The sequence below is a fragment of the Modestobacter lapidis genome (genome assembly GCF_054780755.1).
In genome coordinates this window covers 48,324-74,523 of the sequence record NZ_BAAGVS010000007.1, presented here as the reverse complement: position 1 = coordinate 74,523, position 26,200 = coordinate 48,324, and the positions used below count along the sequence as shown (strand labels likewise).

At 72.6% G+C, this 26,200-nt stretch carries 26 protein-coding genes; 12 read left to right on the top strand and 14 right to left on the bottom strand.

All coding sequences use genetic code 11. The features are described 5' to 3' along the window. Positions 1-14: 14 nt before the first annotated feature. A complete protein-coding gene (locus tag ACYVG5_RS10365) occupies positions 15-836 on the top strand; it encodes a YihY/virulence factor BrkB family protein (RefSeq protein ID WP_460683156.1) in 822 nt (273 codons plus the stop codon). A 55-nt stretch (positions 837-891) separates the two neighbouring features. Here the strand turns inward: ACYVG5_RS10365 and ACYVG5_RS10360 are convergent, their stop codons facing one another. Beyond that, positions 892-1,749 (bottom strand): PPK2 family polyphosphate kinase, encoded by an 858-nt coding sequence (locus tag ACYVG5_RS10360; protein ID WP_222048767.1) that lies wholly within the window; start codon positions 1,747-1,749, stop codon positions 892-894. A 235-nt stretch (positions 1,750-1,984) separates the two neighbouring features. On the opposite strand from ACYVG5_RS10360, the gene ACYVG5_RS10355 reads away from it, so the two are divergent. Then, positions 1,985-2,359, top strand: a complete 375-nt coding sequence (locus ACYVG5_RS10355; RefSeq protein WP_222048765.1) for a nucleotidyltransferase domain-containing protein — start codon at positions 1,985-1,987, stop codon at positions 2,357-2,359. Further along, entirely contained in the window at positions 2,346-2,765 is a 420-nt protein-coding gene (gene hepT, locus ACYVG5_RS10350) for a type VII toxin-antitoxin system HepT family RNase toxin (RefSeq protein WP_460683155.1), read from the top strand. The genes ACYVG5_RS10355 and hepT overlap by 14 nt, the downstream gene beginning before the upstream one ends. Before the next feature lie 4 nt (positions 2,766-2,769). Here the strand turns inward: hepT and ACYVG5_RS10345 are convergent, their stop codons facing one another. Next, positions 2,770-4,908: a HelD family protein gene (locus tag ACYVG5_RS10345; protein WP_222048763.1), complete on the bottom strand. Its 2,139-nt coding sequence runs from the start codon at positions 4,906-4,908 to the stop codon at positions 2,770-2,772. 99 nt (positions 4,909-5,007) lie between these two features. Here ACYVG5_RS10345 and ACYVG5_RS10340 point away from each other — a divergent pair, with 99 nt between their 5' ends. Next, positions 5,008-5,760 carry a PRC and DUF2382 domain-containing protein gene (locus ACYVG5_RS10340; protein WP_222048762.1) on the top strand — a complete coding sequence of 251 codons (753 nt, stop codon included), beginning with the start codon at positions 5,008-5,010 and terminating at the stop codon, positions 5,758-5,760. Positions 5,761-5,922: 162 nt separating this feature from the next. Next, entirely contained in the window at positions 5,923-7,764 is a 1,842-nt protein-coding gene (locus ACYVG5_RS10335; RefSeq protein WP_222048761.1) for an NAD(P)-binding domain-containing protein, read from the top strand. A 32-nt stretch (positions 7,765-7,796) separates the two neighbouring features. On the opposite strand, the gene ACYVG5_RS10330 is transcribed toward ACYVG5_RS10335, so the two are convergent. Next, the gene (locus ACYVG5_RS10330) at positions 7,797-8,462 is read right to left on the bottom strand and encodes an acVLRF1 family peptidyl-tRNA hydrolase (RefSeq protein ID WP_222048760.1); all 666 of its coding nucleotides are present in this window, start codon (positions 8,460-8,462) and stop codon (positions 7,797-7,799) included. Between the two features lie 193 nt (positions 8,463-8,655). Between ACYVG5_RS10330 and ACYVG5_RS10325 the strand changes: the two genes are divergently transcribed. Beyond that, positions 8,656-9,819, top strand: a complete 1,164-nt coding sequence (locus tag ACYVG5_RS10325; protein WP_222048759.1) for an MFS transporter — start codon at positions 8,656-8,658, stop codon at positions 9,817-9,819. Positions 9,820-9,996: 177 nt separating this feature from the next. On the opposite strand, the gene ACYVG5_RS10320 is transcribed toward ACYVG5_RS10325, so the two are convergent. From ACYVG5_RS10320 to ACYVG5_RS10305, 4 genes are read right to left on the bottom strand one after another with little or no spacing between them, the layout of a single operon-like run. After that, positions 9,997-10,986: a substrate-binding domain-containing protein gene (locus ACYVG5_RS10320; protein WP_222048757.1), complete on the bottom strand. Its 990-nt coding sequence runs from the start codon at positions 10,984-10,986 to the stop codon at positions 9,997-9,999. A 4-nt stretch (positions 10,987-10,990) separates the two neighbouring features. Next, complete coding sequence (locus ACYVG5_RS10315) at positions 10,991-12,010, bottom strand: amidohydrolase family protein (protein ID WP_222048755.1); 1,020 nt, start codon at positions 12,008-12,010, stop codon at positions 10,991-10,993. Next, on the bottom strand, positions 12,007-12,696 hold the full coding sequence (locus ACYVG5_RS10310; RefSeq protein ID WP_222048753.1) for a 4-carboxy-4-hydroxy-2-oxoadipate aldolase/oxaloacetate decarboxylase: 690 nt from the start codon (positions 12,694-12,696) through the stop codon (positions 12,007-12,009). The genes ACYVG5_RS10315 and ACYVG5_RS10310 overlap by 4 nt, the downstream gene beginning before the upstream one ends. Before the next feature lie 48 nt (positions 12,697-12,744). Then, the gene (locus tag ACYVG5_RS10305) at positions 12,745-13,857 is read right to left on the bottom strand and encodes a zinc-dependent alcohol dehydrogenase (protein ID WP_222048751.1); all 1,113 of its coding nucleotides are present in this window, start codon (positions 13,855-13,857) and stop codon (positions 12,745-12,747) included. Positions 13,858-13,999: 142 nt separating this feature from the next. On the opposite strand from ACYVG5_RS10305, the gene ACYVG5_RS10300 reads away from it, so the two are divergent. Then, on the top strand, positions 14,000-14,947 hold the full coding sequence (locus ACYVG5_RS10300; protein WP_222048749.1) for a substrate-binding domain-containing protein: 948 nt from the start codon (positions 14,000-14,002) through the stop codon (positions 14,945-14,947). Positions 14,948-14,964: 17 nt separating this feature from the next. Continuing rightward, positions 14,965-15,420 carry a ribose 5-phosphate isomerase B gene (gene rpiB, locus ACYVG5_RS10295; RefSeq protein ID WP_222048747.1) on the top strand — a complete coding sequence of 152 codons (456 nt, stop codon included), beginning with the start codon at positions 14,965-14,967 and terminating at the stop codon, positions 15,418-15,420. 41 nt (positions 15,421-15,461) lie between these two features. On the opposite strand, the gene ACYVG5_RS10290 is transcribed toward rpiB, so the two are convergent. The 5 genes from ACYVG5_RS10290 to ACYVG5_RS10270 form a co-directional block, all read right to left on the bottom strand. Continuing rightward, a complete protein-coding gene (locus tag ACYVG5_RS10290; protein WP_222048745.1) occupies positions 15,462-16,310 on the bottom strand; it encodes an alpha/beta fold hydrolase in 849 nt (282 codons plus the stop codon). A 38-nt stretch (positions 16,311-16,348) separates the two neighbouring features. Next, positions 16,349-17,182, bottom strand: coding sequence for a 3-methyl-2-oxobutanoate hydroxymethyltransferase (locus ACYVG5_RS10285; protein WP_222048743.1), 834 nt, complete (start codon positions 17,180-17,182; stop codon positions 16,349-16,351). A 72-nt stretch (positions 17,183-17,254) separates the two neighbouring features. Continuing rightward, entirely contained in the window at positions 17,255-17,758 is a 504-nt protein-coding gene (locus tag ACYVG5_RS10280) for a hypothetical protein (RefSeq protein ID WP_222048741.1), read from the bottom strand. Beyond that, positions 17,758-19,044, bottom strand: coding sequence for an aromatic ring-hydroxylating dioxygenase subunit alpha (locus tag ACYVG5_RS10275; protein ID WP_222048740.1), 1,287 nt, complete (start codon positions 19,042-19,044; stop codon positions 17,758-17,760). Before ACYVG5_RS10275 ends, ACYVG5_RS10280 begins: the two co-directional genes overlap by 1 nt. 98 nt (positions 19,045-19,142) lie before the next feature. Next, positions 19,143-19,466: a 2Fe-2S iron-sulfur cluster-binding protein gene (locus ACYVG5_RS10270; RefSeq protein WP_460683154.1), complete on the bottom strand. Its 324-nt coding sequence runs from the start codon at positions 19,464-19,466 to the stop codon at positions 19,143-19,145. Between the two features lie 102 nt (positions 19,467-19,568). Here ACYVG5_RS10270 and ACYVG5_RS10265 point away from each other — a divergent pair, with 102 nt between their 5' ends. Then, positions 19,569-20,312 carry a 2,3-bisphosphoglycerate-dependent phosphoglycerate mutase gene (locus tag ACYVG5_RS10265; RefSeq protein ID WP_460683153.1) on the top strand — a complete coding sequence of 248 codons (744 nt, stop codon included), beginning with the start codon at positions 19,569-19,571 and terminating at the stop codon, positions 20,310-20,312. Positions 20,313-20,411: 99 nt separating this feature from the next. Continuing rightward, positions 20,412-21,179: a FadR/GntR family transcriptional regulator gene (locus ACYVG5_RS10260; protein WP_246630326.1), complete on the top strand. Its 768-nt coding sequence runs from the start codon at positions 20,412-20,414 to the stop codon at positions 21,177-21,179. Positions 21,180-21,228: 49 nt separating this feature from the next. On the opposite strand, the gene ACYVG5_RS10255 is transcribed toward ACYVG5_RS10260, so the two are convergent. Then, positions 21,229-22,524 (bottom strand): ethanolamine ammonia-lyase reactivating factor EutA, encoded by a 1,296-nt coding sequence (locus ACYVG5_RS10255; protein WP_246630325.1) that lies wholly within the window; start codon positions 22,522-22,524, stop codon positions 21,229-21,231. Between the two features lie 250 nt (positions 22,525-22,774). On the opposite strand from ACYVG5_RS10255, the gene ACYVG5_RS10250 reads away from it, so the two are divergent. Together ACYVG5_RS10250 and ACYVG5_RS10245 are read left to right on the top strand one after the other, a co-directional pair. After that, positions 22,775-24,355 carry an FAD-dependent monooxygenase gene (locus ACYVG5_RS10250; RefSeq protein ID WP_222048733.1) on the top strand — a complete coding sequence of 527 codons (1,581 nt, stop codon included), beginning with the start codon at positions 22,775-22,777 and terminating at the stop codon, positions 24,353-24,355. Between the two features lie 636 nt (positions 24,356-24,991). Then, the gene (locus tag ACYVG5_RS10245; protein ID WP_222048731.1) at positions 24,992-25,204 is read left to right on the top strand and encodes a hypothetical protein; all 213 of its coding nucleotides are present in this window, start codon (positions 24,992-24,994) and stop codon (positions 25,202-25,204) included. A gap of 71 nt (positions 25,205-25,275) precedes the next feature. On the opposite strand, the gene ACYVG5_RS10240 is transcribed toward ACYVG5_RS10245, so the two are convergent. After that, complete coding sequence (locus tag ACYVG5_RS10240; RefSeq protein ID WP_222048730.1) at positions 25,276-26,190, bottom strand: EamA family transporter; 915 nt, start codon at positions 26,188-26,190, stop codon at positions 25,276-25,278. Positions 26,191-26,200: the final 10 nt, after the last annotated feature.

The window sequence follows — 26,200 nt, the reverse complement described above, 5'->3', positions numbered from 1 at the left end:
TGCGCGGGGCGTGGGTGCGAGCCGAGGGACGCGGGCTGGTGCGCGCCATCCGCACCCAGCTGCGCGGCCGGGACACCGCGCTGATCGCCGCCGGCCTCACCTTCTACGCCGGGATCGCCGTCGTTCCACTGCTGGTCCTGGCCCTCGGCCTCACTGCCTGGCTGACCAGCGGCGAGGCCGTCCGCTCGCTCGCCGGCCGGCTGGCCGAGGTGCTGCCCGCCGACCTGGGCGCCCCCGATGCGCTGGCCCGGCTGGTGGACGCCGGCGTGGCGCTCGCCCCGCTCCAGGCGCTGCTCACCCTGCTGCCGATCTCGCTGTACGGCGAGGGGCTCCGGCGGGCGCTGCTGCGATTCAGCCCGGCGCCCGACCGGTTCACCGCCTGGCGCGGGCGGCTGCTGGCCCTGCCCCTGGTCGTGGTGACCCCGCTGCTGCTGTACCCGCTGCTGCTGGCCGGCCGGGAGCTCGCCGACCTGGCCGAGCGGTCCGGCGTGGGCCCCGCGATCGGCGGCTTCGCGGTGGGCTACTACTCGGTGCTCGCTGCGCTGACCGTGCCGCTGGCGTGGGGGTTCCGGATCGTCGCCGCCGGCCGGCTGCGCTGGTCGGCGGTCGCCGTCGGCGCGCTGTTCACCGCGGCCAGCCTGTCGGGGTTCCTGCAGGGATTCGTGCTGTTCCTGGCCCTGCCACTGGACCTCGGCGCCCCGTTCGGCGGGCTGGACGTCGTCGGCGGGGCGGTCGCCCTGGGCTTCTGGCTGTTCCTGCTGCACCTGGTGGTCATCGCCGGCTGGCTGTTCACCCTCGCCCTGGACGACCGGCTGCGGCGTGGCCGCCCAGCGTGAGGCCCCCTCCAGGGCACCGCCGCGAGCTTGCGAGGGGCGGGGAGGAGGGGGTCCTTCACCAGGCGGGCAGCGGCGCCTCGTCGATGAGCCGGTCGCGCTGTGCCTCGACGTCGTAGGCCGGTTCGGGCAGCCGCGGGGCGAGGTCGGTCAGCGTCTCCAGCAACAGCCGGCCCACGGCCCAGTTGCGATACCACTTGCGGTCGCTGGGGACGACGTACCAGGGGGCGCCGTCGGTGCTGGTCCGCTCCAGCACCGTCTCGTAAGCCCGCTGGTAGGCCGGCCACAGGGCGCGGTCGTCGAGGTCCCCGGGACTGAGCTTCCACCGTTTCGCGGAGTCGTCCAGGCGGGCGAGTAGCCGTTCCTTCTGCTCCCACGGCGAGATGTGCAGGAAGCACTTGACCAGCGTCACGTCGTCGGCGGCCAGCTGCTCCTCGAACCGGACGATCTCGCGGTATCGGCGTTCGATCACCGCCGGGGTGGCCAGCTCGCGTACCCGGCCGATGAGCACGTCCTCGTAGTGCGAACGGTCGAAGACGCCGATCCTCCCCGGCCGGGGAACGGCGCGGCGCACCCGCCAGAGGAAGGAGTGCCGCAGCTCCTCGGGGGTGGGGGCGGTGAAGCTGGTGATCGAGAGGCCCTGCGGGCTGACCGCGCCGACGACGTGCTCGATCACCCCACCCTTGCCGCTGGTGTCCATGCCCTGCAGCACCACCACGACCCGCCGCCGGCCACCGACGGCGGCCTCGGCGTAGAGGCGCTCCTGCAGGTCGGCGAGCCGGCGGCCGTCGACGGCCAGCTGCTCCCGCGTGCGCTCCTTGTCGCCGGGCGCCTGCGGCGTGGCGCGCGGGTCCCGGTCGGCCAACGCGACGGGCGGTGCGGGCGCCCGCAGCTCGGTGCGGAGCGAGGAGGCCATGCCCGCAGAGCCTAGGGACGAACGGCCCCGGTCGGCTGCCCGGGGCCGCCTCCACGGCCGCCACCCGCCCGCGAGGTGGGGACGGCGTGCTCGCTGCGCCGGCCCCCGTGGACGGCGACCTCGATCAGGCCTTCGTGGTCGAGGTCGTCGACCGGGTCCTCGACCACCACGTCAGACGGGACATCACCCTGTGTTCCGCTGGTCTGCGACGGAGAACGGGTGGAAGAGTGTCGGCGTGGCAGTCGAGGAAGGTACGATCGTCGCCGCGCTACGGGCGGCCGGCGCGCTCTTCGGCTACCTGCACGGCAGCCAGGTCGGGGGAACGCCCCGGCCGGACAGCGACCTCGACGTCGCGGCCCACTTCGGCGGTCGCACACCCGCTGCCTGGGAGGTCCCGGTCCCGCCTGATGTGGACCTCCTGGTACTCGACGACGCACCGCTGTACCTGGCGGGCAGGATCGCGGTCCGTGGTCGCCTGCTGTTCGACGATGATCCGTCGGCCCGCGTCGTCTGGGAGGCGAACACCCGCACCATGTACCTCGACGAGCTGCCCTACATCGAACACATGACGCGGGAGTACCTGCAAGCGGTGGCCCGTGGTCGACGCTGAACGTCTCGGACGCACGATTGCCCGTATCCGTCGCGACGTTGCTGACATCCGGAATACGGCCGAGCCGCCCGGCTGGGACAGCGACGCAGTGCGCCTGCGCGCCATCAAGTACGGGTTCGTGACGGCGATCGAGGGCTGCGTGCGAGCTGCGCAGCACGTCGTCGCGTCGGAGGGGCTCGGAATGCCCGAGAGCAACGCCGACGCCGTCCGCCTGCTGGGCAGGCACACCATCGTCGATGCAGCCACGGCCGAGTCGGTCGCCGTCGCGGTCGGGTTCCGCAACATCCTCGTCCACGAGTACGCCGAGGTCGACGATCGCCGAGTAGTCGCCAACGTGGAACTGGTCGGCGACCTCGACGCCTTCGCGGGCGCACTGGCTCGCTGGGCGTCGAACGCCGAGCTGTAGTCCATCAGCCCGCGAGCGGCTCCGGGAGGTCGCCGCGGTGCAGCACCACCAGGCTGCTCACCGCACGGGTCAGGACGACGTAGAGCCGGTGCAGGCCCCGCGGCTCGGCGGCCACGATCGCGGCCGGCTCGACCACCACGACGGAGTCGAACTCCAGCCCCTTGACCAGCCCGGCCGGGACGACGCAGACCCGTTCCGGCGCGGACCCGTCGTCGGCCAGCACGGCGACGTCCAGGCCGGCGGCCCGGAGCATCCCTGCGACGTCGGGCACGTCCGCGTCGGCGCAGACCACGCCGGTGGAGCCAGGTGCCGCGGCCAGCCGGCCCACCACCTCGGCCAGCGGGCCCGCCATCGCCGTCACCGGCCGCACGTCCAGCGAGCCGGCGTCCCGGCGGGTGGCCGTGGCCGAGGGCAGCCCGGGGGCGATCACCGGGAGCAGCCGGTTGGCGAAGTCGAGCACCTCCCCGGGCACCCGGTAGCCCTGGGTCAGCGGCCGCACCGGAGTGTCCGGCCGGCCGAGCCCGGCCAGCGTCGGCGCCCAGTCGGTGCTCGACCACGGGCTGGTCGCCTGGGCCAGGTCACCCAGCACGGTGAGCGATCCGGCGGCCAGCCTGCGGGCCACCGCCCGGCACTGCATCGGGGAGAGGTCCTGCGCCTCGTCGACGACGACGTGCCCGTAGCCGGGGGTGCGCGTCAGCAGCCCGGCCACCTCGTCGACCAGCACCGCATCGGCAGCGCTCCACCGCGCGGACCGCACCGAGCGCGGCGGCGCGGACCAGACCAGCAGCGCCTGCTCCGCCTCGGTCAGCACGCCCCGGGCGGCCCGGGCCAGCCGACCGGCATCCGAGAGCAGGCCGCAGACCAGGCCGGCGGCGTCCACGGCCGGCCACACCGCGTCGCAGCAGGCCCGCACCTCCCGGCTGCGCGCGGTCGTCCGCGTCTCGGCGTCGGTCGGGCTGCCCCCGCCTGCCTCCTGCTGCCGGCGGGCGTCCTCCGCCACCGCCATCGCCAGCCGCTCCCGGCCGGCGGCGTAGTGCACCACCTGCTGGTCGTCCAGCGATCCCGTCCCGGCCCGGCGCAGGTCGTCGACGCAGCGGCGCAGCCGCTGCTCCGACACCCGGTACTTCCGGCCGGCCAGCGTCACCTGCACCGAGTCCACCGGCTTGACCACCCCGGCCCACAGCGCGCGGCGCAGCACCTCGGCCATCCGCGCGTCCCCCTTGAGGACGGCGACCTCCGGCGGGTCCACCCCCCGCACCGGCACCCGCGCGGTGAGGTCGGCGACCGTGGCCTGGTCGACGTCGACCTCGCCCAGGGTGGGCAGCACCTGCTCGATGTAGCGCAGGAACGCCCGGTTGGGCCCGACCACCAGCACGCCGGTGCGGGCCAGCTGCCCACCGTGGGTGTAGAGGAGGTAGGCCGCCCGGTGCAGCCCCACCGCGGTCTTGCCGGTGCCCGGCGCGCCCTGCACGCAGATCGACTCGCCGAGCGGCGCGCGCACGATGTCGTCCTGGTCGGGCTGGATGGTGGCGACGATGTCGCGCATCGGCCCGCTCCGGGGCCGCTCGATCTCCTGCCGGAGCAGTGACAGGACCCCCTTGCCCCCCACCGCTCGCGAGCTCGCGGGACCCTGCAAGGGGGCCGGCTCCTGGTCGGCGGAGAGAATCTCGTCCTCGTAGCTGGTGAGCTCCCCACCGGCGAAGCCGAACCGGCGACGGCGCGCGACGCCCTGCGGATCGGCGGGGCCGGCCTGGTAGAACGACCGGCTCATCGGCGCCCGCCAGTCGATCACCACCGGGTCGCCGGCCGCGTCCCGGACGTGCCGGCGGCCGATGTGGAAGGTCTCCCCGGCCGCGGGGTTCCCGCCGACGGCCGCACCGCCGTCGATCCGGCCGAAGAACGCCGGCACGCCGGGGTCGGCGGCCAAGGCGAGCAGGCGCTCGGCGCGGGCGGCCCCGAGGCGTTCGGCGGCCCAGGCGTCGACCCCGGCGTCGGTGACCGCCGTGCTCGCGGTACGCATCCGGGTCAGGCAGTCGGCGGCGACCGCCAGGTGCACGCGCTCGGCGGCCAGGACGGGATCGTCGGCGGGATCGGGAGCGGCGGGACGAGCGGCGGGGTGGGCCCCGACGGGGTGCTGGGACACGGTCGGGAGACGCTACGCCGGGTCGCCGTCGTGCTCAACCGGCCGCGCCCGACGCGCTGCCGGATGTGTAGACCCGCTGGTTCCGGATCATCCACAGGCATGACCAGTGAGCCTGAACTGCCCCCGGTCATCGGGGCGATCGCCGATGACCGCGACGGAAAGCCCCTCGGCACCGTCACCGCCGTCTTCGTCGACGACGTCACCGGCCGGCCCACCTGGGTCGGGCTGACCGACGGCCTGCACGCCGCGCCGGATGCCACCGCCGTCGCCATCGTGGCTCCGATCACCGACGCCCGGCTCGGCGACGGCCGGCTCCGGCTGACCGTCGCGGCCGACGCCGTGCACAGCTCGCCCCGGCCCGGCGCGCCCGACCGGCTCAGCCCGGCCGAGGAGGTCAGGCTGCAGGAGCACTACGCCGGCCGCACCGGCATCGGCATTGGCACCGATCGGGCCGGGACCGTGGGCGACCGGGCGATGACCCGGTCGGAGGAGCGGTTCAGCGTCCAGTCGGTGACCGAGCCGTGGACCCGGGCGGTGCTGCGGATCGAGGAGGTCACCGAGGAGGTCATGGTGCCGGTGACGGTCACCCGACAGCAGGCCCGGATCGAGTATCTGCCGCTGCGTCCCACCGACGGCCGAGCCGACGCCGACACCGGCGACGCCGCCGACGACCGCCGCGAGCGGGCCACCGAGTGGGTCACCCTCTACGGCGACCAGCCGGTGGTGACCATGGAACGGGCCCCCCTCGAGCGGGTGCGGCTGGCCACCTCGTGGGTCACCGAGGAGCTGCCCGTCGGGGGCGAGCTCCGCCACGAAGAGGTCGAGCTGACGACGGACTCGCCGCTCACCTGAGTCGTCGTCGCTTGCTGTGATCAGCAGCACACGAGCCGTGGCGGCTCTCGCTGAGCCCGGGACGACGTCCCGGCGAGGGGGCGCCGCCGGCCGGCGCCGGATGATCAGCTCCGTCCAGCGCCGCGTGCCGGCGGCACTCCTTCGACGACGCAGGAGGTGGGCATGACCCAGACCCTCGACCCGACCGACACCGCGGCCACTCCCGGGCCGGCGGCCGCCGACACCCCGGAGGGCCGGGTGGCGGCCTGGCTCGGCTCCTTCCAGCAGGCCCTCACCGCGCGCGACGTGGACCGGGTGGTGGAGCTGTTCGCCCCCACCTGCTTCTGGCGGGACCTGGTGAGCTTCACCTGGAACATCACCACCGCCGAGGGACACGGCCAGGTGCGGGCACTGCTCGAGGAGACGCTCGACCGCACCGACCCGACCGGCTTGCGGATCGCCGAGCCACCCGCCGGCGCCGATGGCGTGGACGAGGCCTGGATCGAGTTCGAGACCGCCGTCGGCCGCGGCCGGGGCCACCTGCGGCTCAAGGACGGCACGGCCTGGACGCTGCTCACCACGCTGTACGAGCTGACCGGTCACGAGGAACCGACCCGCGACCGCCGCCCCAAGGGCGCCGAGCACGGCATCCACCGCGACCGGGAGAGCTGGCTGGACCGGCGGGAGCGGGAGGCCCGCGAGCTCGGCCACGAGACCCAGCCCTACGTCCTGGTCGTCGGCGGCGGGCAGGGCGGCATCGCGCTCGGCGCGCGGCTGCGGCAGCTCGACGTCCCGACCATCGTCATCGACAAGCACCCGCGGCCCGGCGACCAGTGGCGCAGCCGGTACAAGTCGCTGTGCCTGCACGACCCGGTCTGGTACGACCACCTGCCCTACGTGAAGTTCCCCGACAACTGGCCGGTGTTCGCCCCCAAGGACAAGATCGCCGACTGGCTGGAGTCCTACACCCGGGTGATGGAGCTGAACTACTGGTCCAACACCCGCGCCATCGACGCCTCCTACGACGAGGCCACCGGCGAGTGGACGGTCACCGTCGAGCGGGACGGCGTCCCGGTCGTGCTGCGCCCGAAGCAGCTGGTGCTGGCGACGGGGATGTCGGGCAAGCCGAACGTCCCCGAGCTGCCCGGCATGGACGTGTTCCGCGGCGACCAGCACCACTCCTCGGCCCACCCGGGACCGGACGCCTACCGCGGCAAGAAGTGCGTCGTCATCGGGTCGAACAACAGCGCCTTCGACATCTGCGGCGCGCTGTGGGAGCACGGCGCGGACGTGACGATGGTGCAGCGGTCGTCGACGCACATCGTCCGCTCGGACTCGCTGATGGAGATCGGCCTGGGGGCGCTGTACTCCGAGGAGGCCGTGGCGTCGGGAATGACGACGGAGAAGGCCGACCTGGTCTTCGCCTCGCTGCCCTACCGGATCATGCACGAGTTCCAGATCCCGCTGTACGACCAGATGCGCGAGCGCGACGCCGACTTCTACCAGCGGCTGGAGGCCGCCGGGTTCGACCACGACTGGGGCGAGGACGGCTCGGGGCTGTTCATGAAGTACCTGCGCCGCGGCTCGGGCTACTACATCGACGTGGGCGCCGCCGACCTGGTGGCCAACGGCGACGTCGCGCTGGCCAAGGGGCAGGTCGACCACCTGACCGAGCACTCGGTGGTGCTCACCGACGGCACCGAGCTGCCCGCAGACCTGGTCGTCTACGCCACCGGCTACGGCTCGATGAACGGCTGGGCGGCCGACCTCATCTCCCAGGAGGTGGCCGACAGGGTCGGCAAGGTGTGGGGGCTGGGCTCGGACACCACCAAGGACCCGGGCCCCTGGGAGGGCGAGCAGCGCAACATGTGGAAGCCCACCCGGCAGGAGGCGCTGTGGTTCCACGGCGGCAACCTGCACCAGTCGCGGCACTACTCGCTGTACCTGGCGCTGCAGCTCAAGGCCCGCCAGGTCGGCATCCCGACGCCGGTGCACCGGCTGCAGGAGGTCCACCACACCTGCTGAGGGCCGAAGTCGCGACTTTGGCCCTCGGGTCGTCAGGTGCGGTCGGCGGGTTCGACGATGTGCACGTCGACGGCGCGGAACAGCCCCGGCGTGGTGAGCAGCACCGCCTTGGTGGGCTCGCCGACCTCCATCGGGGTGGTCTGCGGCAGCGTGGCCAGCGCCCGCAGCCGCGGGTCGGCGAGCACCTCGGCGACCAGGCCGCGGTCACCGCCGGTCGCCAGCGCCGCGAGGGTGGTGGCGTGCGGCAGCAGCACCCGGACGGCGGTGTCGGCGGCATGCGTGACGACGGCGTCGGTCTGGTGCCCGCGCCGCCGGGCGAACCGCTGCTGCGACCAGCCCCCGGCCGCCGTCCGGCCCTGCACCTGGCGCGCGTCGACCTTGGAGACGACGAGGTCCGGCCCGTCGAACACTCCCACGGCCCACCGGCCGCGGCGGACCAGCAGCACGGCCACCCGGCGGGGCGCGCGGGCGGCCGCGCCGAAGCCGGTGAGCAGCGCCGGGCCCGGAGCCCAGTCGAAGGGTGCCCGCAGGGTCAGCGTCGTGCCGTCGGCACAGGTGACCCGGACCGTTCCGTCCAGCTCGCCGATCTCGGTGAATGCACCGTGCCGCTCGGCGACGCCATCCAGCCAGCGCCCCAGCCGCTCGGGGGCGACGCCGAGGCGGCGGCCACCGCCGGCAGCGGGGCGGGGACGGGTCACCGGGAGAGCATGGCAGCGCCGGACGGAGGGACGCCGTTCCGGCCGGTTGGTGTGAACATCAGACCTATGTCGCTAGGGTAAGCCGATCCCCCTCGCCCTGGAGGCGCCCATGCCTGCCCGCCGAGCCGCCCGGTGACCGCTCCGGGCCGTCGTCCGCACGCGACCGCCGTCCCGGGCCGGGACTGAGGGCGCCGTGGCACCGGACCGGGGCCGGCGCGGGCCCGCACGCGACCTGGCTGCGGTCGCGGCGGGCGCCGGGGTCTACTCGGTTTCGCTGGGCATCGCCAGCGTTGCGCTTCCCCTGCTCGCGCTGCGCGCGGGCTACTCCGCCGCCGAGATCGGCGTGCTGACCGCAGTGTCCGCCGTGTCCCAGCTGGCCATCCGGCTGGTGCTGGGCAGGCTGATGCGGATCTGGGCGGATTGGACGCTCATCGCCGGCGCCGGGGTGCTGCTGGCGGCCAGCAGCGCGATCGTCGTGCTGTCTGCCGGGCTCCTCCCGTTCGTGCTGGCCCAGCTGCTGCAGGGCGTCTCCCGGGCGTGCTTCTGGACCGGCAGTCAGACCCACGTCGTCCGGGGCCCGGGCAGTGCGGCCGGAGCGCTGGCCCGCGTGAACCTGATCGGCAGCGTGGGCCTGCTCGCCGGGCCGGTGCTCGCCGGTGTGCTGTCCGAGCGGTCACCGGCCCTGGCGCTCGCCGTGGCCGCCGTCGTCGCCGTCCTCGGGGTGGCGCCGACATTCTTCCTCGACCGGCTGCCGCCGTTCGTGCCACCGGAGGACCGGCCCCCGGGACGGCTGTGGCGCCGGCCCGGCGTGAACGCGGGCTGCTGGGCCGGGGTCACCGCCGGGGCCTGGCGGTCGCTGCTGACCTCCTACATCCCGGTGGCGCTGGACCAGGCCCGGCAGTCCTCCTCGACCATCGGCGCGCTGGTCGCCACGGCCAACGGCGCGGCGCTGGTCGGGACCGCGATCTCCGGCCGGCTCCCCCGCCCCTGGACGACCCGGGTGCTCGCCGGCGGCATGATTCTCACCGGGGTCGCCACCGCCGCCACCGGCGCCGTTGCCGGGAGCGTCGCGCTGTCCGCGCTGGTGCTGGTCGTCAGCGGCGTCGCGGCCAGCGTCGTGCAGGTGCTCGGGCCGGCGATCGCGGCCGAGGCGGTGCACCCCGAGGAGCGCGGGGAGGCCATCGCGGTCAGCGGGACGTTCCGGGCCGGCGCGCTGCTCGCCGCGCCGCTGACCGTCGCCGGGCTGGTCGTCGTCCTTCCGCTGGCGCCCGCGCTGGCACTGGTCGGAGCCGGGATCGCCGTGCCCGCCATCGCGCTGCGGCGGTTCTCGCCCGGCCCGGACCCGGCCGCCGGCTGATCGTCAGCCGCCGATCGCCCAGCACCCCGCGACGCTCACGGGACGCTCCTGGCAAAGCGAAGGATCCACGCAGCAGTGCTCATCACCGCGGACGACGAAACGGCCCCGCCGAGTCCCGGCGGGGCCGTTCGGTCTTCTCTGCAGCCATGCGCGTCGCCGACCTGACTGGGCACCGCGCTAGATGACGAAGGACTCCAGCGACTCGGGGGCGAACAGCTCCGATGGCTCGTACTGCCGCCGGGACAGCCCCTGCTCGTGGTGGTAGCGGAGGAACGTCCCCAGCGCCTTCTCGTTGCCCTGCAGCCCGTAGGACCAGTAGTCCTCGCCGAGCAGCGCACGCGCCTCCTCCAGGCCGGGGATGAGCCACGGCAGCATGAACCGCAGCGCGGAGGCGTCGTACAGCTCGGCCATGGCCTTCTGCTTGGCCAATCCCAACGCCTTGGTCAGCGTCTGGGCCACCCACGGGTGCCGCTCGTAGACGTCCCGGCGGACGACGACGACGTGCATGATCGGGAAGATCCCGGTCCGCGCGAAGTACTCCTGCTCCGCGGCGACCGGGTCGGGGAAGAGCCGCCGGACGTTCCCCCCGGGGACGAAGGACGATGGCACCCGCGGGCCCTGGAACACGTCGATCTCACCCGCGGCCAGCATCGCCGAGAGGGTCTTGTCACCCGGGATGGGCCGGATGCGGATGCGCTCGCCGAGGTCGACGGCGGCCTTCTCGATCCGGCCCGGCATCTCCTGCCCCCCGGTCCGGTACTCGACGGAGTCGACCGGCACCCCGTACTGGTCGGCGAGGAAGCCGCGGATCCAGACGTTGGCGGTGAGCTGCCACTCCGGGGTACCGACGATCTTGCCCCGCATGTCCGCGGGTTCGTCGATGCCCGAGTTCACGTTGACGAAGATGCCGGCGTGCCGGAACTGCCGCGAGGTGTAGACCGGCAGCGCCACGAACGGCGGCTCGTCGAGGTCGAGGGACTTCACGTACGACGACAGGGACATCTCGGCGACCTCGAACTCCCGGTGCCGGGACATCCGGAAAAAGGTCTCCTCGACCGGCAGTCGCAGGTAGGTCAGGTCGATGCCGTCGGGACGGACCGTGCCCTCCTCCAGCGCGCGGGTGCGGTCGTAGTCGCCACAGGCGAAGGTCAGCTGCAGTCGGGACATGTCTCTACCTCCCCGCAGCGGTGAGCTGCGCGTCCAGCCGCGGGTAGACCCGACGGGCGTTGGTCTCGAATACCTGGCGGCGCTGATCGTCGGTCAACGGGACCTGGTCGACGTAGTGCTTGGTGTGGTCCCAGTCGACGCCCGTCTCGGGGTCTCCACCCCGGACCGCGCCCAGCATCTCGGAGGCGAACAGGATGTTCTCCGTCGGGATCACCCGCGTCAGCAGGTCGATGCCGGGCTGGTGGTACACGCAGGTATCGAAGAAGACGTTGTCCAGCAGGGTCGACGGCTGCGGCCGACCCATCCGCTCGGCCAGCCCGCGGTAGCGGCCCCAGTGGTAGGGCACCGCGCCGCCGCCGTGCGGGATGACGAAGCGGAGCGACGGGAAGCGGGTGAACAGGTCGCCCTCGATGAACTGCATGAACGCCGCGGTGTCGGCGTTCAGGTAGTGCGCGCCGAGGGCGTGGAAGTTGGGGTTGCAGGAGCTGGAGACGTGCACCATGGCGGGGACGTCGAGGGAGACCATCGCCTCGTAGAGCGGGAACCAGTACTCGTCGGTGAGCGGCTTGGACGTCCAGAACCCCCCGGAGGGGTCCGGGTTGAGGTTGCACCCCACGAAGCCCAGGGTCTCCACGCACCGCCGCAGCTCGGCGACGGCGTCGTCCAGCGGGCCGCCGGGGGTCTGGGGCAGCTGGCAGACACCGGCGAAGTTGTCCGGGAATAGCCCGACGACGCGGGCCACCAGGTCGTTGCTCGTGGACGCCCAGGCCCGCGCGACGGCCGGGTCGGGTACGTGGTGGCCCATCCCCGATGCCCGCGGCGAGAAGATCATCAGGTCGCCGCCGCGCTCGCGCAGCACGCGCAGCTGGTTGCCCTCCACGCTCGCCCGGAGTTCGTCGTCGCTGATCGGCGCCAGCTCGGGCGCGGGCAGCGCCGGATCGTCGAGGGAGGCGAGCTGTGCCTGCCGGAAGTCCTTCAGGGCCGCCGGCTCGGTCGTGTAGTGCCCGTGACAGTCGATGATCACTGGTCGTCCTCCGCGTCCACGTAGGTCAGGCCCTTGCTCGTGAGCCGATCCCGCATCGCGTTGACGTCGAGGCCGAGCTCCCCGGCGGCGTAGCGCTCCCGCGCCGCCGCCTCTTTCGTCTCCCGGGCGCGGGCGGCCTCGAGCACCTGGGAGGCCGTGGCCCGCGGCACGACGACGACGCCGTCGTCATCGGCGACCACGGCGTCACCGGGCTGCACCAGCTGGCCGGCGCACACCAGCGGCACGTTGACGCTGCCCAGCGTCTCCTTCACGGTGCCGTACGCCGACACGTGGCGCGACCAGACCGGGAAGCCCATCCGGGTCAGGTCGGCGACATCCCGGCAGCCGGCGTCGATGACCAGCCCGCGGACCCCGCGGGCAGCGAGCGAGGTGGCCAGCAGGTCACCGAAGTAGCCGGCCTCGGACGGCGACGTGGGGGCGACGACCAGCACGTCACCCTCCTGGCACTGCTCGACGGCGACGTGGATCATCCAGTTGTCGCCGGGCGGCACGCTGACGGTGACCGCGGTGCCCGCGACCCGGGCGCCGGCGTAGATCGGCCGCAGCGCCGGGTCGAGCAGGTTGGTGCGCCCTTGGGCCTCGTGGACGGTGGAGACGCCGCACGCGGCGAGGCCGTCGACGACGGCCCGCTCGGTGCGGCGGGGATTCCGGACGACGACGCTCATGCGTTCTCCTCGCTCATGGTCGGCATTCTCTTCCCGGCGCTGCCGCTCTCACTTCCCCCACGGCAGCAAGGACACGTGCAGCGCGTCCTCGCCAGTCTCACCGGCCAGCGCCCGGATGGCGTGGTCGACGTCCTCCAGGCCGAAGGTGTGCGTGGCCAGCCGCTCCAGCGGGAAGCGCCCCGAGGCGAGCTGCTCCAGCGCGAGCTCGACGGCACGATAGCCGTGCCCGCGGGCGCTCCTGAGGGCGATGCACTTCTCGGTCATCTTCTTGAGCGGGAAGTTGGGGAAGGCGGCCAGCTCGCCCTGAGTCACCATGACGCCCTCGCGGCGCTTGAGCGCGTCGATGCCGAGCAGCACCGGGGCGGTGCCGGCACCGGACGTGCAGTCCAGGACGACGTCGACCCCCTTGCCGCCGGTGATCTCCAGGACCCGCGCGAGCGCGTCCTCCCGCAGCACGTCGATGACGTGGTCGGCGCCCAGGGCCGTGGCGAGCTCGAGCCGGGTGGCGTCCCGCGTGGTGCCGGTGACGATGATCAGCGACGCACCGGCCTGCTTGGCGGCGACGACCTGCGACAGGCCCTGCTGGCCCGGGCCCTGGATGAGCACCGTGGAGGCGTAGCCGACACCGCCGGCGTTCAGCGCCCACTCGATGCCGTTGGACAGCGGGGTGACCAGGCCGGCCAGCTCCGCGGAGACGCCATCGGGCACCTTGTGGGTCACCGCGTTCCACGGCAGGTACATGTACTGGGAGAACCCGCCCCACAGGTGGCCGGGGTTCTCCGCCGACGTGTACCCGTAGCGGCGCGCGTCGGGGTTGGTCCGCCAGTCGGTGAGCTCGCAGTGGCGGTACTCCCCTGCCCGGCACCACTCGCAGTGCATGCAGCCGACGTAGTGCTCGACGAACACCCGGTCGCCCTCGGCCAGGCCCTTGCTCTCGGTGAACTTCCGGCCCGCCTTGGCGATGATGCCGACGTTCTCGTGGCCCATGATCACCGGCGCGGCGAACGGCGGCTTCGCGTACATCTTGACGTCGGTGCCGCAGATCCCGGCGACCTCGACCTTCAGCAGCGCGGCGTCGTCGGGGACGTCGGGCATCGGGAACTCGCGCAGCTCGGTCACGCCCGGGCCGGTCCGCACGGCCGCCAGCACCTGCTCTGCCATGGTCTGTCCTTCGGTTCTGGGATGTCGTCGAGGCCACCGTAGCGTGAGGTCTATTGGTCTGACCATGCTACGTTCCGGCCGTCCACCAGCCGGTCGACGACGGCCCGCTGGACCGCGCGACGAGCGCCAGCGAGGAGTACCCGTGGCCGAGCACCTGCTGAAGACCGTCACCCGCACCCAGGGCAACAACGAGGCGCTGAAGAGCGGCGCGGTGACGCCCGAGGGCTTCCGCTTCGAGTTCGAAGAGGTGCCCGTCCTCGTCCAGGGCTTCCGGCGCATGGTGCGCACCCTCGAGTTCGACGTCTGCGAGATGGCGCTCACGACATACCTGGTCGCGAAGGCGCACGGTGTGGCGTTCACCGCCGTGCCCGCCTTCCTGGTCCGCGGCTTCCACCACGGTGCCATCCAGGTCGCGGCCGGCTCCGACGTCCGCGCGCCCCAGGACCTGGAGGGCCGCACGGTCGGGGTCAACCGCGGCTACACCGTCACCACCGGAGTGTGGGCCCGGGCGATCCTGCAGGACGAGTACGGCGTGGACCTCAGCCGGATCACCTGGGCGCCGTCCGGCGACGAGCACGTCGCGCAGTACCGGGCGCCGGCCAACGTGGTCCCGGTCGAGCCCGGCCGCGCGCTGGAGGAGCTGCTGCGCAGCGGTGAACTGGCGGCCGTCATCGGCGCCGACATCGATGCCCCGGACGTGGTCCCGCTGATCCCGGACCCGACGGAGGCCGCCGTCCGGGCGCTGCAGACCCGCGGCCGGTACCCGATCAACCACCTGGTCGTGGTTCGGGACGAGCTCCTCCGCGAGCGGCCCGAGGTCGGCCCGGCCGTCTTCGACGCCTTCGCCCGGGCCAAGCGGCAGTACGTCGATCGGCTGCGGTCGGGGGCGATCGACGCCCCGACGGCGACCGACCGGATGTACCAGCAGGTCCTGGAGGTGACCGGGGCCGACCCGCTGCCCTACGGGATCGAGCCGAACCGGGCGGTCCTGGAGCAGTTGCTGCGCTCTGCGGTGGACCAGCGGATCCTGGATCGCCCGGTTGCGTTGGAGGACGTCTTCGCGCCCGGCACCACTGACCTGACCGCCTGAGAACCCGAGGAGGCAGCGTGCGCATCGCGATCGCGGCCGACCACAACGGCGTGGCGCTCAAGACCCGGCTCGTCGAGTGGCTCGAGGCCCGCGGCCACGCGGTCGACGACCGCGGGGCGCACACCGCCGAGCAGGTGGCGGACTACCCGCCGCTGTGCGTCGACGTCTGCCGCCGCGTCGTCGACGGGTCGGTGGACCGCGGGATGGTCATCGGTGGGAGCGGTCAGGGCGAGTCCATCGCCTGCAACAAGATCCGCGGTATCCGGGCGGGCGTGTGCCCCGACCTCTTCCACGCCCGGATCTCGCGGGGGAACAACGACGCCAACGTGCTGATCCTGGGCACCAAGGTCGTCTCCCCGGCGCTGGCCGAGGAGATCCTCGCCACCTGGCTGGAGACGCCGTTCAAGGGTGGTGTGCACCAGCGACGGCTGGATCAGATTGCCGCCCTGGAGCGCGGCGAGACGCTGACCTGAGCCGCCCCCGGTCGGCCGCTACCGCCGACCGGGGGCGGCCGCTACCGGCCGGCGAGGAACTGCAGGATGCGCGCCGGGGCGGTCTCCGCCGTCTGCTCCGCCACCGGCACGTCCCAGTACTGCGCCGCGGGGAGGCACTCCTGGAGGTAGCGGGCAGCCGAGGGGGCGTGTGACTCGTCCTGCCCCGGGACGATCAGCGCCGGCACGTCGAGCCGCAGCAGGTCCTCCGGCTCGGCGCCGGGCACGGTGTCCCGGTCGAACATCACCCGCGCCATGCCGCTGACCAGGACGCCGTAGCGGCCGGCGTCCAGTTGCGCGTAGGCCTGCGCGAAGTCGGGGTCGGTGCGGATGACGCTGTTCCAGGGGCCGATCCGGGGATCGGCGGTGAAGCCCTTGTCCGTCCCCTGCACCAGGTCGACGACCGCCTGGAGCCCGTGGGCCTCGGCGAACGTCAGGTGCTGGACGAACCGGGAATGCTGTTTGAGCCGGTACTTCACCCCGCCCGCCGGGGAGAACAGCACCATGCTGAGCACCCGGTCCGGGTGGGCCACGCCGAACGCGGCGACCGTCGAGCAGCCGACGCAGCCGCCCATCAGGTGCGCCCGCTCGATGCCGAGGTGGTCGAGCAGTCCGCGCCCCTGGGCGACGTAGTCCGCCCAGGAGACGCGCTCGACCCGCCCGCCCGACCGGCCCGACTCCCGCCGGTCGAACGTGATGCAGGTGTAGCTCGCGCTCAGGTGCTCGAGCAGCCCGAGGCGGCGGTAGATCCCGACCGTCCGCCAGCTCTCCAGCGTCGAGTCGAACCCGCCGGGGGAGAACATCAGCAACGGCGGGCCGGCCCCGGTGACCTCGTAGCGCGTGGGAATCCCGTCGACGACGGCGGTGGGCACGGTGGGGGTCCTCTCGGCGTGCGGGTCGGGTCGGGCGGTCAGGTGGCGGGGGGTACCGGAATGCCGCCGGGGAGCTGCCGGGCCCCGCGGACGTCCTCGGCGTAGCGCGTCAGCACGTCGAGCGTGGTCTGCGCGACGTTGGCGTAGGTGTCCGGCGGGTCGTCGATCGCCGAGGCGGCGTAGCCGATCGCGGCGTGCGCCATCCGCATCCGGCCGTCGAGCCACGGGCCGCCGCCGAACCCGCCGACGACCGGGACGGAGACCGCCTGGGCCACGGCAGCGCCCACCACCGGGCCGGAGTTGGTGAAGTTCAGCAGGGCCGCCCCGGCCTCCTCCAGCCGGCGGGCCTCGGCGACGAGCTCGTCCTGGAGCTCCTCGGGCACCGCGTCGGCGGCCGAGGGGATCGATCTGTACTCCACGCCGTAGCGCAGCGCCGTCTGCGGCGTGATCCCGAACTGGGCGAAGACCGGGATGCCGGCCCGGGTGACGGCCTCGACCGCATCGAGGTAGTCGGCGGCGGCGTCGAGCTTCACCAGGTCGACGCCGGCCTCCTTCACGAACCGGATGGCCGCCCGGACGGCGCTGTCGGCGCCCTCCTGCAGGGGCCCGAACGGAAAGTCGGCACTGACCAGGGCGCGGGTCACGCCGCGCCGGACCGCCCGGGTGACGACCAGCATTTCCTCCATCGTGACCTCGAAGGGGTTGCTGTGGCCCCAGAGGTTCACCCCGACCGTGTCGCCGACGGAGACGATCTCCACGCCCACGCGGTCCACGATCCGCGCGATCTGGTAGTCCCAGGCGACGACGCCGACGATCTTGCGACCGTCGTCCTTCATCTGCTGGAGGCTGCGCAGGCTGACCTTGTCGTCCATGTCCCTCGTCTCTCGTCGTTCCCGGGTGGAAACCGCTCGGGCGCCGGCCGCGCCGCGACCGGGGCCGGTCGGTCAGGCCCGCAGTGCCGCCAGCAGCTCGGTCAGGTCGGTCTCATCCGCGGTGGGCAGCAGCACCCGGGCGTGCGGCCGGAGCGCGGCCACCGCTTGGTCGGCCCCGGACTCGTCGCTCAGCACCAGGCCGGCGGTCATGATGCCGCGCTCCCAGCACGCCTTGCCCAGCGCGTACGCACAGCCGGCGCCGCGGTCGTCGGTCGCGAGCATGACGACGACGTCGGCGCCCGCGAGGGTCTGCTCCAGCACCACCGGCTCCCCCTCGATGCCGCGCAGGAGGAAGTCGCCGATCGCCCCGCCGCCGGCGACGCCCTCGCACACCAGGAACTGGGCGCTCGCCCACTCGACCGCCGCCGCTCGGCGGGCGATCCCGGCGGCCCGCTCGTCCAGGGCGATGATCCGGGCGGCGCGCGCGGGCCGGATGGGCCGGTCGATCCGGAAGCGGGCCTCGGCCGCGGTGGCGGCCCGGGCGCAGCTGCTCAGCAGGCTCGTCTCGACGGCCATCAGACCGACGCGACCGGCATGCCGGGATGGACCCGCACGTCGTCACGGGCCGCGTCCAGGAAGGACTCCGCCTGCGGTAGCACGACCGCCGCGGAGCGCACCCGGTGGTGCGCCGGATCCACCCCGGGCGGCGTGACGCCCTGGTCGCGCAGCGCGAGCGCGGCCTTCCGGAGTTTCTGCCGGGCCTTGATGATGCCGCTGTCCGCAGGTACGAGCCGCTCCTTGGTGCGGTCGACGATCGGGCCCATGCTCTCCTGCAGGGAGGAGTCCTGGATCGCGATGCCCTTGACGCCGGAGTAGTACTCGCCGCGCTGCTGCGCCTCGCGGTCCATCAGGTAGTCGTTGTCCATGTTCGCCGTCGGCCGGTAGGTGCCCGGGATGTTCTCGCTGTGCACGCCGTGGCCGTCGATCATGGCCTGCCGCTCCTCGGGCGTCAGGGCCCGGACCGGGTGGTAGTCGAAGCTGTACGCCCAGCAGTTCTCGTCGTCGATCGGAATCCAGAAGTGGCCGTGGATCGGGTGGTCACCGCGCGGCGGGACCATCGTGAAGCAGGGCATGACCCACGGCGTGATCCGCCAGTAGTACTTGCCGTCCTCGGCGTTGCGTCGTGCGCCGACGAACAGGCCCCCCTCGCTGTCGGCGACCTCGAAGAACGGCTTGGTGTCGTTGAGGTTGTACTCGTTGCCCTTCGCACCCTTGAACAGCGGATCGGTCTTGAGACCGCCGGAGTGCAGGAACGTCACGTGACTGGAGTCGATGCCGCCCTCGAAGGCCTGCATCCAGTTGGACTGCTGCCAGCGCTTGGACGTGTAGGTCTGCTCGGGGGCCACCTGGGCGAACTCGAACTCCGGCAGCGGCGGCTGCGTGGCCGGGTCGCCCATGTACGTCCACAGGACGTCGCCGATCTTGACCAGCGGGTAGGAGGTGAGCTTCACGTTCTCGGCGAAGCTGCTGTTGTCGGCCTCGGACGGGACGTCGAGGCACTGGCCCGTCGTGTCGTACTTCCAGCCGTGGTAAGGGCAGCGCAGCCCGCCCTCCTCGTTCCGGCCGAACCAGAGCGAGACGCCGCGGTGTGCGCAAAATTCGTCGATCAGCCCGTACTGGCCCTTGCTGTCCCGGAAGGCCACCAGACGCTCGGACAGCAGCTTGAGCCGGATCGGCGGGCAGCCGTCCTCCGGGAGCTCCTCGGCCAGACAGGCGGGCATCCAGTACTGCCGGAACAGCTCGCCCATCGGCGTCCTCGGTCCGGTCTGGGTCAGCAGTTCGTTGATTTCCTGACGAAGCACGAGCGTCTCCTCTGTCCGGCCCCGCCGCCGGCACCGGCATCAGCGGGTAGGGCTAATGGTCATTCCTTAGCAGGTCTGGCGTCAACCGCGAGGGACGGTCAGGGCTGCTCCGGGGGGACGTCGACCGTCAGTCCGTCGAGTTCTGCGGCGACGCGGATCTGACAGGACAGTCGGCTCCCCTCACGCCGCTCGGAAACCGCCATGTCGAGGAGGTCCTCCTCCATGTCGTCAGGGTGTCCGACGAGGGGCAGGAACTCGTCCCGGACCCACACGTGGCAGGTCGCGCAGGACGCGTTTCCCCCGCACTCGCCGATGATTCCGGGAACACCGTTCTTCACCGCCGTCACCATGACCGACTCGCCCGGCACCGCGTCGACGGCGTGCTCCTGGCCGGCGTCGCCCACATAGATCACCTTTGGCACGGTTCTCGAGTCCTCTCCGGCGACGGACCCGCTGCGGCATCAGCGAGCGCTTTTGGTTAGTCCATTTGACCACATGCCCTTCCCGGCCGCTAGGGTCTGCGCGTGCCGACGCTGGTACTCCTCCGCCACGGTGAGAGCGAGTGGAATTCCCGCAACCTCTTCACCGGCTGGGTGGACGTCGAGCTCACGTCCCGAGGGGTCGAGCAGGCGCGGCGCAGCGGCGCACTCCTGCGCTCCGCCGGCGTCCTGCCCGCCGTGCTGCACACCTCGATGCTGACCCGCGCGGTGCGCACCGGCATGCTGGCACTGGCGGCAGCCGGCCGGGAGGACATCCCGGCACACCGCACCTGGCGGCTCAACGAGCGGCACTACGGCGCACTGCAGGGCATGGACCGGAGAACCGCCCGGAGGCGCTATGGCGACGAGTTGTTCCAGCAGTGGCGGCGGTCCTACGACCTGAAGCCGCCCCCGATCGAGCCCGGCAGCCAGTGGGACGTGACGACGGACCCCCGCTACGGGATCGTCGACCACGAACTCCGCCCGCGGACGGAGAGCCTCCGCGACGTCCAGAACCGGCTGCTGCCCTACTGGCTGGACGCCATCGCCCCGGATCTTCGGGCCGGGCGCACGGTGCTCGTCACAGCGCACTCCAACTCGCTGCGGGCCCTGGTGGCCCACGTGGACGAGTTGTCCGCCGACGAGGTCCTGGAGCTGAACATCCCCACCGGCATGCCCCTGCGCTACGAGCTGGGCCCCGGACTCGACCCGCGCAGACGCGGCGGCGAGTACCTGGAACCGGAGGCCGCGGCCACCGCGGCGGCCGAGGTCGCCGACCAGGGGCGCTAGATGATGCCCCACCGGGATCCGGCTCTGCCGATCGAGCTTCCGCCATGCGGGACATAGCGCCCGTACGCCGTGGTCTGACCTTAGGATGACCGGGTGACCATGCCAGGAACGCCTCCCGCTGCTGCACACGGAGTCGCAACTGCGGGCACCGGCGACCTGCTGAGCCGCGTCAGCATCGGGCGCATCTCCGAGGTGATCGTCGACCAGGTGCGGCTGCTGATCCGGCAGGGCCGGCTCGTCGCCGGGGACCGGCTGCCCTCCGAGCGGGAGCTGTGCGAGCGGTTCGGCGTGAGCCGGGTGACCGTCCGCGAGGCACTGCGCGTCCTCGAGGCCAACGGATTGGTCGAGATCCGCGTCGGTGCGCGGGGCGGGGCCTTCGTGACGGCACCGAGCAGCCGTCTCGTCGGCGAGGGCATCGTCGACCTGATCTCGCTGGCGTCGATCACCGCCGTGGAGGTCACCGAGGCGCGCATGGTGTTCGAACTCGGGGTCGTCCCGCTGGTGTGCGAGCGTGCGACCGAGGAGGATATCGCTGCGCTGTACGACATCTGCGACCGCAGCGATGCCGCACTGACGTCCGAGGCCTACCCGCTCGAACTGTCCGCCGAATGGCACACGCGGTTCGCGGGCTCGGCGCACAACCGTGCGGTCACCATGTTCGTCGAGTCGCTGCACGCCCCGTTGCTCCGATCGCTCGAGCGCGCACGCGAAGCAGCACCGGCGCATGGCCGGCACGGCGTGGAGGAACACCGCGCCCTGGTCGGTGCCATCACGCAGCGGGATGTCGAGGCAGCGACCGCGCTGATGAACACGCACCTCCGCCGGACCGCCGACCGCGTCGGGGCGACGGCCGTCGCGCACGACTGATCCGGGGGCGCCCTGCCCGGCTCGGGGAGTGGGCGACCGCCGCGCCGGGTCAGACTCCGGGGCTCTGGCTGAAGACGAGGGACTTGATCGTCACGGGCACGGTGTTCGACGGGTATCGCATCCGGCCGATGTCGATCCAGTCGAAGTCGCGCAGGGCGAGCCCGTCGACGACCAGCAGGCCGGTGAGCACGCCGAGCTCCTGTCGCAGGAGCCGGCCCAGGGTCATCGCGACGTCGCCGTCCAGCATCACGTAGACCGGCTTGCCCAGCGCGATCCGTTCGGCCAGACCGTCGCGGACCCCCTGGGCGAAGGCGAGCAGCCGGGCGTGACTGGGCAGCCCGGTCCACGACATCGCGAGCGCGATGTCGGCGTCGGCGTGGGCGGCGTCCAGGGCGACGAGGTGGCGCCGGATGGCCGTGGCCACCGTGACCGGGTCCACGGTGTCCCCGAGTTCGTAGCTGGGCCGGAGCACCTGCAGGTTGCGCCGCGGCAGCAGTGCGTCCGGGTCGGAGATGCAGCCGGTGTTGCCGCTCAGCTGGACGCTGTACTCGGACGCTCCCAGGGCGGTCGCGCGGATGCACTCGCCCGCCGGCAGTAGTGGGTATGGCAGCGCACCGGAGTCGACCCGGGCCCGGATCGCCCGGCCGAGCGGCCGGCCGAGGTCGCCGAACCGCTCGGTCTCGCGGTCGTAGACGTACTCGGCCACACCACCGGAGAACATGACACCGTCAATGGGGCCGACCTCGACGAGCGGATCGGTCAGGTACAGGGAGAGCACGTCCGCGGGCGGCGGGTCGCCGGTGACCGCGGCCACGAGCGCGTCGGCCATCGTCTCCGCGACCTGCGTCAACTCCTCCTCGGTGGCGGTGTCACCCAGCTCCCACGCGTAGCCGGCCCGGGCGGCGTGCCCACTGCCGGCCGGGTCGAGCCGGACGATCCTCCCGGCCTCGTCCACGACCTGGAGCCGGCCACCCACGTGCACCGCTGCGGTAGCCACGACCCGGCCCCGGTCCAGCACCCGTCGACGACATCCATCTGCGCGTCGCGGGCGAGCGCTGCGATGCCCGACACCTCGGCCGGGGTCACCGCGTTGAGGTCGACCAGGGTCGGGCGGACGCCGAGCCGTCGCGCCCGGGCCACCAGATCCTCGGCGACGGCGCGGGCGTGCTGAGGTGGGACCACCGACAGCAGCACCGACGATCGCCGGACGACCTCGTCGAGGTCGTCCACAAGGTCGAGCCCAGCCCGCCCGGTCAGTTCCACGGTGCCGTCCGCTGCGCCCGGTCGTGGTGGCGACCACCCGCGCGCCACCCCGACCCAGGGCTGCACCGAGCGCGCCGCCCATCTCCCCCGGGGACACGATCCCGACGACCGGGTCGCCCTCGCGCAGCGCCCTGGTCACGATCCCGTCCTGCCCTGCCCTGCCCGCCCGGTCACCGGCGGACGGCCGGGCCAGGCGCCGACGCCCGGGCGCCATCGGGGGCGCGGACGTCCGGTCACTCGCTCGCTCCAGGTCACTCCACTAGTCTTGGTCATACCATTAGCTGCCGCTACCCCCGCGGCCGTTTCGTCCGGTCGAGTTCACGAGGATGGTCATGACCCCACGGCACCAGGTCGTCATCGTCGGTGGAGGTCCGGTGGGCGTGGGGCTCGCCCTCGACCTGGGGCTCCGCGGGGTGTCGTGTGCGGTGATCGAGCGGCGGCCCCAGCTGTCGAGCATTCCGAAAGGCCAGGGCCTATCCCAGCGGACGGTCGAGCACTTCTGGTCCTGGGGCCTCGTGGACGAGCTGCGCGCGGCGCGGGCCATGCCGACCGGTCACCCCATCGGCCAGGTCACGATCTACGAGAACCTGCTGAGCGACTTCTGGCACGCGCCCCCGGCCCGCGAGCTCGTCGCCCCATTCTACTTCCAGGCGAACGAGCGGCTGCCGCAGTACCGCACCGAGGCGGTGCTGCGGCAGCGGCTGGCCGACCTCCCGAACGTGGACATGCACGTCGGCTGGAAGGCCATCAGCGTCGAGCAGGACCCGGACGGTGTCCGGGTGGTCATGGAGAAGGACGGCGTCCAGGAGGAGCTGGAGGGCGAATTCGTCGTCGGCTGCGACGGCGGCCACTCACTGGTCCGGGAGCAGGCCGACATCGCCCGCAGCGGCACCGACTTCGACGAGCTGGTCGCGCTGGTCGTGTTCCGGTCCCCCGAGCTGCACGAGGCGCTCAAGCGGTTCCCGGACCGGTCGACCTACCGCGTCATGCACCCGGACCTCAAGGGTTACTGGAAGTTCTTCGGCCGTGTCGACGTGGGTGAGGAGTTCTTCTTCCACGCACCGGTGCCCGCCGGGAGCACCGTGGAGAACTTCGACTTCGCCGGCCTGCTCCACCAGGCCGCCGGGTTCGCCTTCGACTGCGAGATCGACCACGTGGGCTTCTGGGACCTGCGCGTGCAGGTCGCCGACGTGTACCGCTCGGGCCGGGCGTTCATCGCCGGGGACGCCGCGCACACCCACCCGCCCTACGGGGGCTTCGGCCTCAACAACGGACTCGAGGACGCGGTCAACCTCAGCTGGAAGCTGGCCGCGGTGCTGGCGGGCTGGGGCGGGGACGCGCTGCTCGACTCCTACAGCGTCGAGCGGCAGGCGATCTTCCGCGACGTCGGCGAGGACATCATCGGCGGCTGGATCCGGGACGACCGGGCCTTCCTCGAGCAGTACAGCCCCTCGGTGGACCGGGCGGAGTTCGAGCGCCGGTTCGAGGAGGCCGCGAAGGGCTTCGGCAAGCGGCTGCGGAACTTCGAACCCCGGTACGAGGGGTCCCCGGTCGTGCTGGGCCCGCCAGGCGGTGTCATCAGCGCCCACGGTGAGCACACCTTCACGGCCCAGGCCGGGCACCATCTGCCGCCACAGCCGCTGTCCTGGGGCAGCAACGTCTTCGAGGAGCTCGGCACAGGGTTCACCCTGCTCGCTTTCGACGCGGAGAGCTCCGCCGTGGAGGCCTTCCGGGAGTCGGCCGAGGTGGCCGGTGTCCCGTTGACCGTCGTCCGGGACACCGCCGCCGGAGAGCGGGCGGCCTACGGGGCGCGCCTGGTCCTCGTGCGGCCCGACCAGTACGTGGTCTGGACCGGCGACGTGGCCCCGGCGGACCCGGGCCACGTGCTACGGACGGTCACCGGGCGCACCTGACCACCCGCCCGGCGAACGCGCCCGCCCTCCCGAGCACCGCGGCATCCGCATCGACGGCGCCGGGTCGCGCCATTCCCCTGCTCCCGGGCGCACCCTCTGGCAGGTAGCCGGGTGGCTGCGCGCGCCAACTGCCGGCGCACGAGAACCCGGTCCGGTACGGGCATCAGAATGGCCATCGGAATGGGTCGCGCCACGCGGCTGATGGTGGCGACGCCCACTCCTTCCCCGGCTCGGGACGCATCCACTTCCACGTTCGGATGGTCGATCCATTCCCACCGCGGCAATCTCCCGGACCATTCCAGGCTGACGGGTCGGGGGCCCGCCGCGCACGGGTGGGATCTGTCCGTGGAACGGCCGATCTCCGGCACTGTGCGTGGCGTGCCCCACACCACGCTCGCCTCCCCCGACCAGCACGGACTTCTCCTGCCGCTAACCCGGCCACCCTCCCGGGCGGACGATCGAAGTGAGGCAACCCGCTCCTGACGTCACCTCGCGTCGGGAATGTGAGCCAGGTAATGACAGGGTGACGATTCGTGGTCGTACTCACATCGCCGAATGGCGATACGCCGCTCCCGGCCCTTCTTGCCAACCTATAGTTGGAAAGGGAAAGCTTCACCGAGCAGGAAAGAGAACACCGTGACGAGCACCACCGGATTCCAGCCAGGCTCATCCATTCCGCTCATCACCATCTCGCTGAACTGGTCGCCGATGTCCCGGCTGCGGCGCACTGCGGCCGGCACAGCAACGATGGTCCGCCGCTCCCTGACGGCGGCCCGCGACTACGAGAGCGCCCAGGGCCCGTCGGCTCGCCATACCGTGCTGCAGCGCTTCGCCACCGAGATCCGCTGACCGTAAGTTCCTGGCTCCGCGGCCGGCACTCGCGTACAGCACCACGGCGAGGCCGAGCAGTCGGAGGACTCTCAGCTCAGGACGAGCCCGGCCACACCGGCGAGGATCAACAGCGCGCCGATCCCGGTGGACACACCGACGGCCTCGGTGCGGCGCAGGAACAGGACGCTCACCGGGAGCACGACGAGCGGGACCGCCGCGGAGATCACCACGGCGATGGCCACGGGGATGTAGAGGCTCGCGGCGATCAAGCAGGTCTGGGCACCGATGGTGAGCACACCCGCGAGCAGCCACATGCGCCGGCCCGTGGCGTCGGCGCCGCGCAGCGCACTACCCAACTTCCGCACGTCGGTGTTCACCAGCCCGTAGACCAGTAGACCCGCCGCCGCCCCCACGAGGCTGCCCACGACCGGCGCCTCCCAGTCGCGTACCCCCGCACCCCGCGCGACGTTCCCGAGCCCGTAGGCGGCTGCCCCCAGCAGGCTGAGCCCGATCTCGGCGACCGGGATCGACCGGTTTCCGGAATCCGACGGCGCCTGCCTGGTGGACCGGCCGGAACTCCGCGAGGTCAGGTACAGGCCGGCCAGCACGGCGAACCCGCACAGGACGGCGATCGGTGGCAAGGCCTCGCCGAGGAGCAGCCAGGCGGCCACCGCGGCGAAGACGGGGTTCGTGATCTGCAGGGCGCTGGCGCGGGTGGGACCGATCGTGGTCACCGCCCGTAGGAAGAACCAGCGGCCGAGGTAGGACGTGAGGAGACCGCCGGCCGCGAACAGCCCCAGGGCGTCCCACTCCAGCGACCCGTCCAGATTGCCGAGGAGGTACTGGCCCAGCACGACCACAGCGGCGAAGCCGACGTTGCTGGCGAGTACCAGCAAGAACCCGAGGTCCCGCGGCAGCCGCCGGGTCGCCGGGCCCACCAGCAGGACGTTGGCACTGAACAGCAGCAGGGACGCGACCGCCAGCAGCTCGCCGAGCAGGTTCACCGGGCCCCTC

Bases quoted from the DNA above. Each gene is read 5' to 3' on its own strand.
- ACYVG5_RS10360 (WP_222048767.1), bottom strand. From the start codon at position 1,749: ATGGCCTCCTCGCTCCGCACCGAGCTGCGGGCGCCCGCACCGCCCGTC.
- ACYVG5_RS10340 (WP_222048762.1), top strand. From the start codon at position 5,008: ATGACCAGTGAGCCTGAACTGCCCCCGGTCATCGGGGCGATCGCCGAT.
- ACYVG5_RS10335 (WP_222048761.1), top strand. From the start codon at position 5,923: ATGACCCAGACCCTCGACCCGACCGACACCGCGGCCACTCCCGGGCCG.
- ACYVG5_RS10320 (WP_222048757.1), bottom strand. From the start codon at position 10,986: ATGTCCCGACTGCAGCTGACCTTCGCCTGTGGCGACTACGACCGCACC.
- ACYVG5_RS10310 (WP_222048753.1), bottom strand. From the start codon at position 12,696: ATGAGCGTCGTCGTCCGGAATCCCCGCCGCACCGAGCGGGCCGTCGTC.
- ACYVG5_RS10305 (WP_222048751.1), bottom strand. From the start codon at position 13,857: ATGGCAGAGCAGGTGCTGGCGGCCGTGCGGACCGGCCCGGGCGTGACC.
- ACYVG5_RS10285 (WP_222048743.1), bottom strand. From the start codon at position 17,182: ATGGACGACAAGGTCAGCCTGCGCAGCCTCCAGCAGATGAAGGACGAC.
- ACYVG5_RS10280 (WP_222048741.1), bottom strand. From the start codon at position 17,758: ATGGCCGTCGAGACGAGCCTGCTGAGCAGCTGCGCCCGGGCCGCCACC.
- ACYVG5_RS10260 (WP_246630326.1), top strand. From the start codon at position 20,412: ATGCCAGGAACGCCTCCCGCTGCTGCACACGGAGTCGCAACTGCGGGC.
- ACYVG5_RS10255 (WP_246630325.1), bottom strand. From the start codon at position 22,524: ATGGGCGGCGCGCTCGGTGCAGCCCTGGGTCGGGGTGGCGCGCGGGTG.
- ACYVG5_RS10250 (WP_222048733.1), top strand. From the start codon at position 22,775: ATGACCCCACGGCACCAGGTCGTCATCGTCGGTGGAGGTCCGGTGGGC.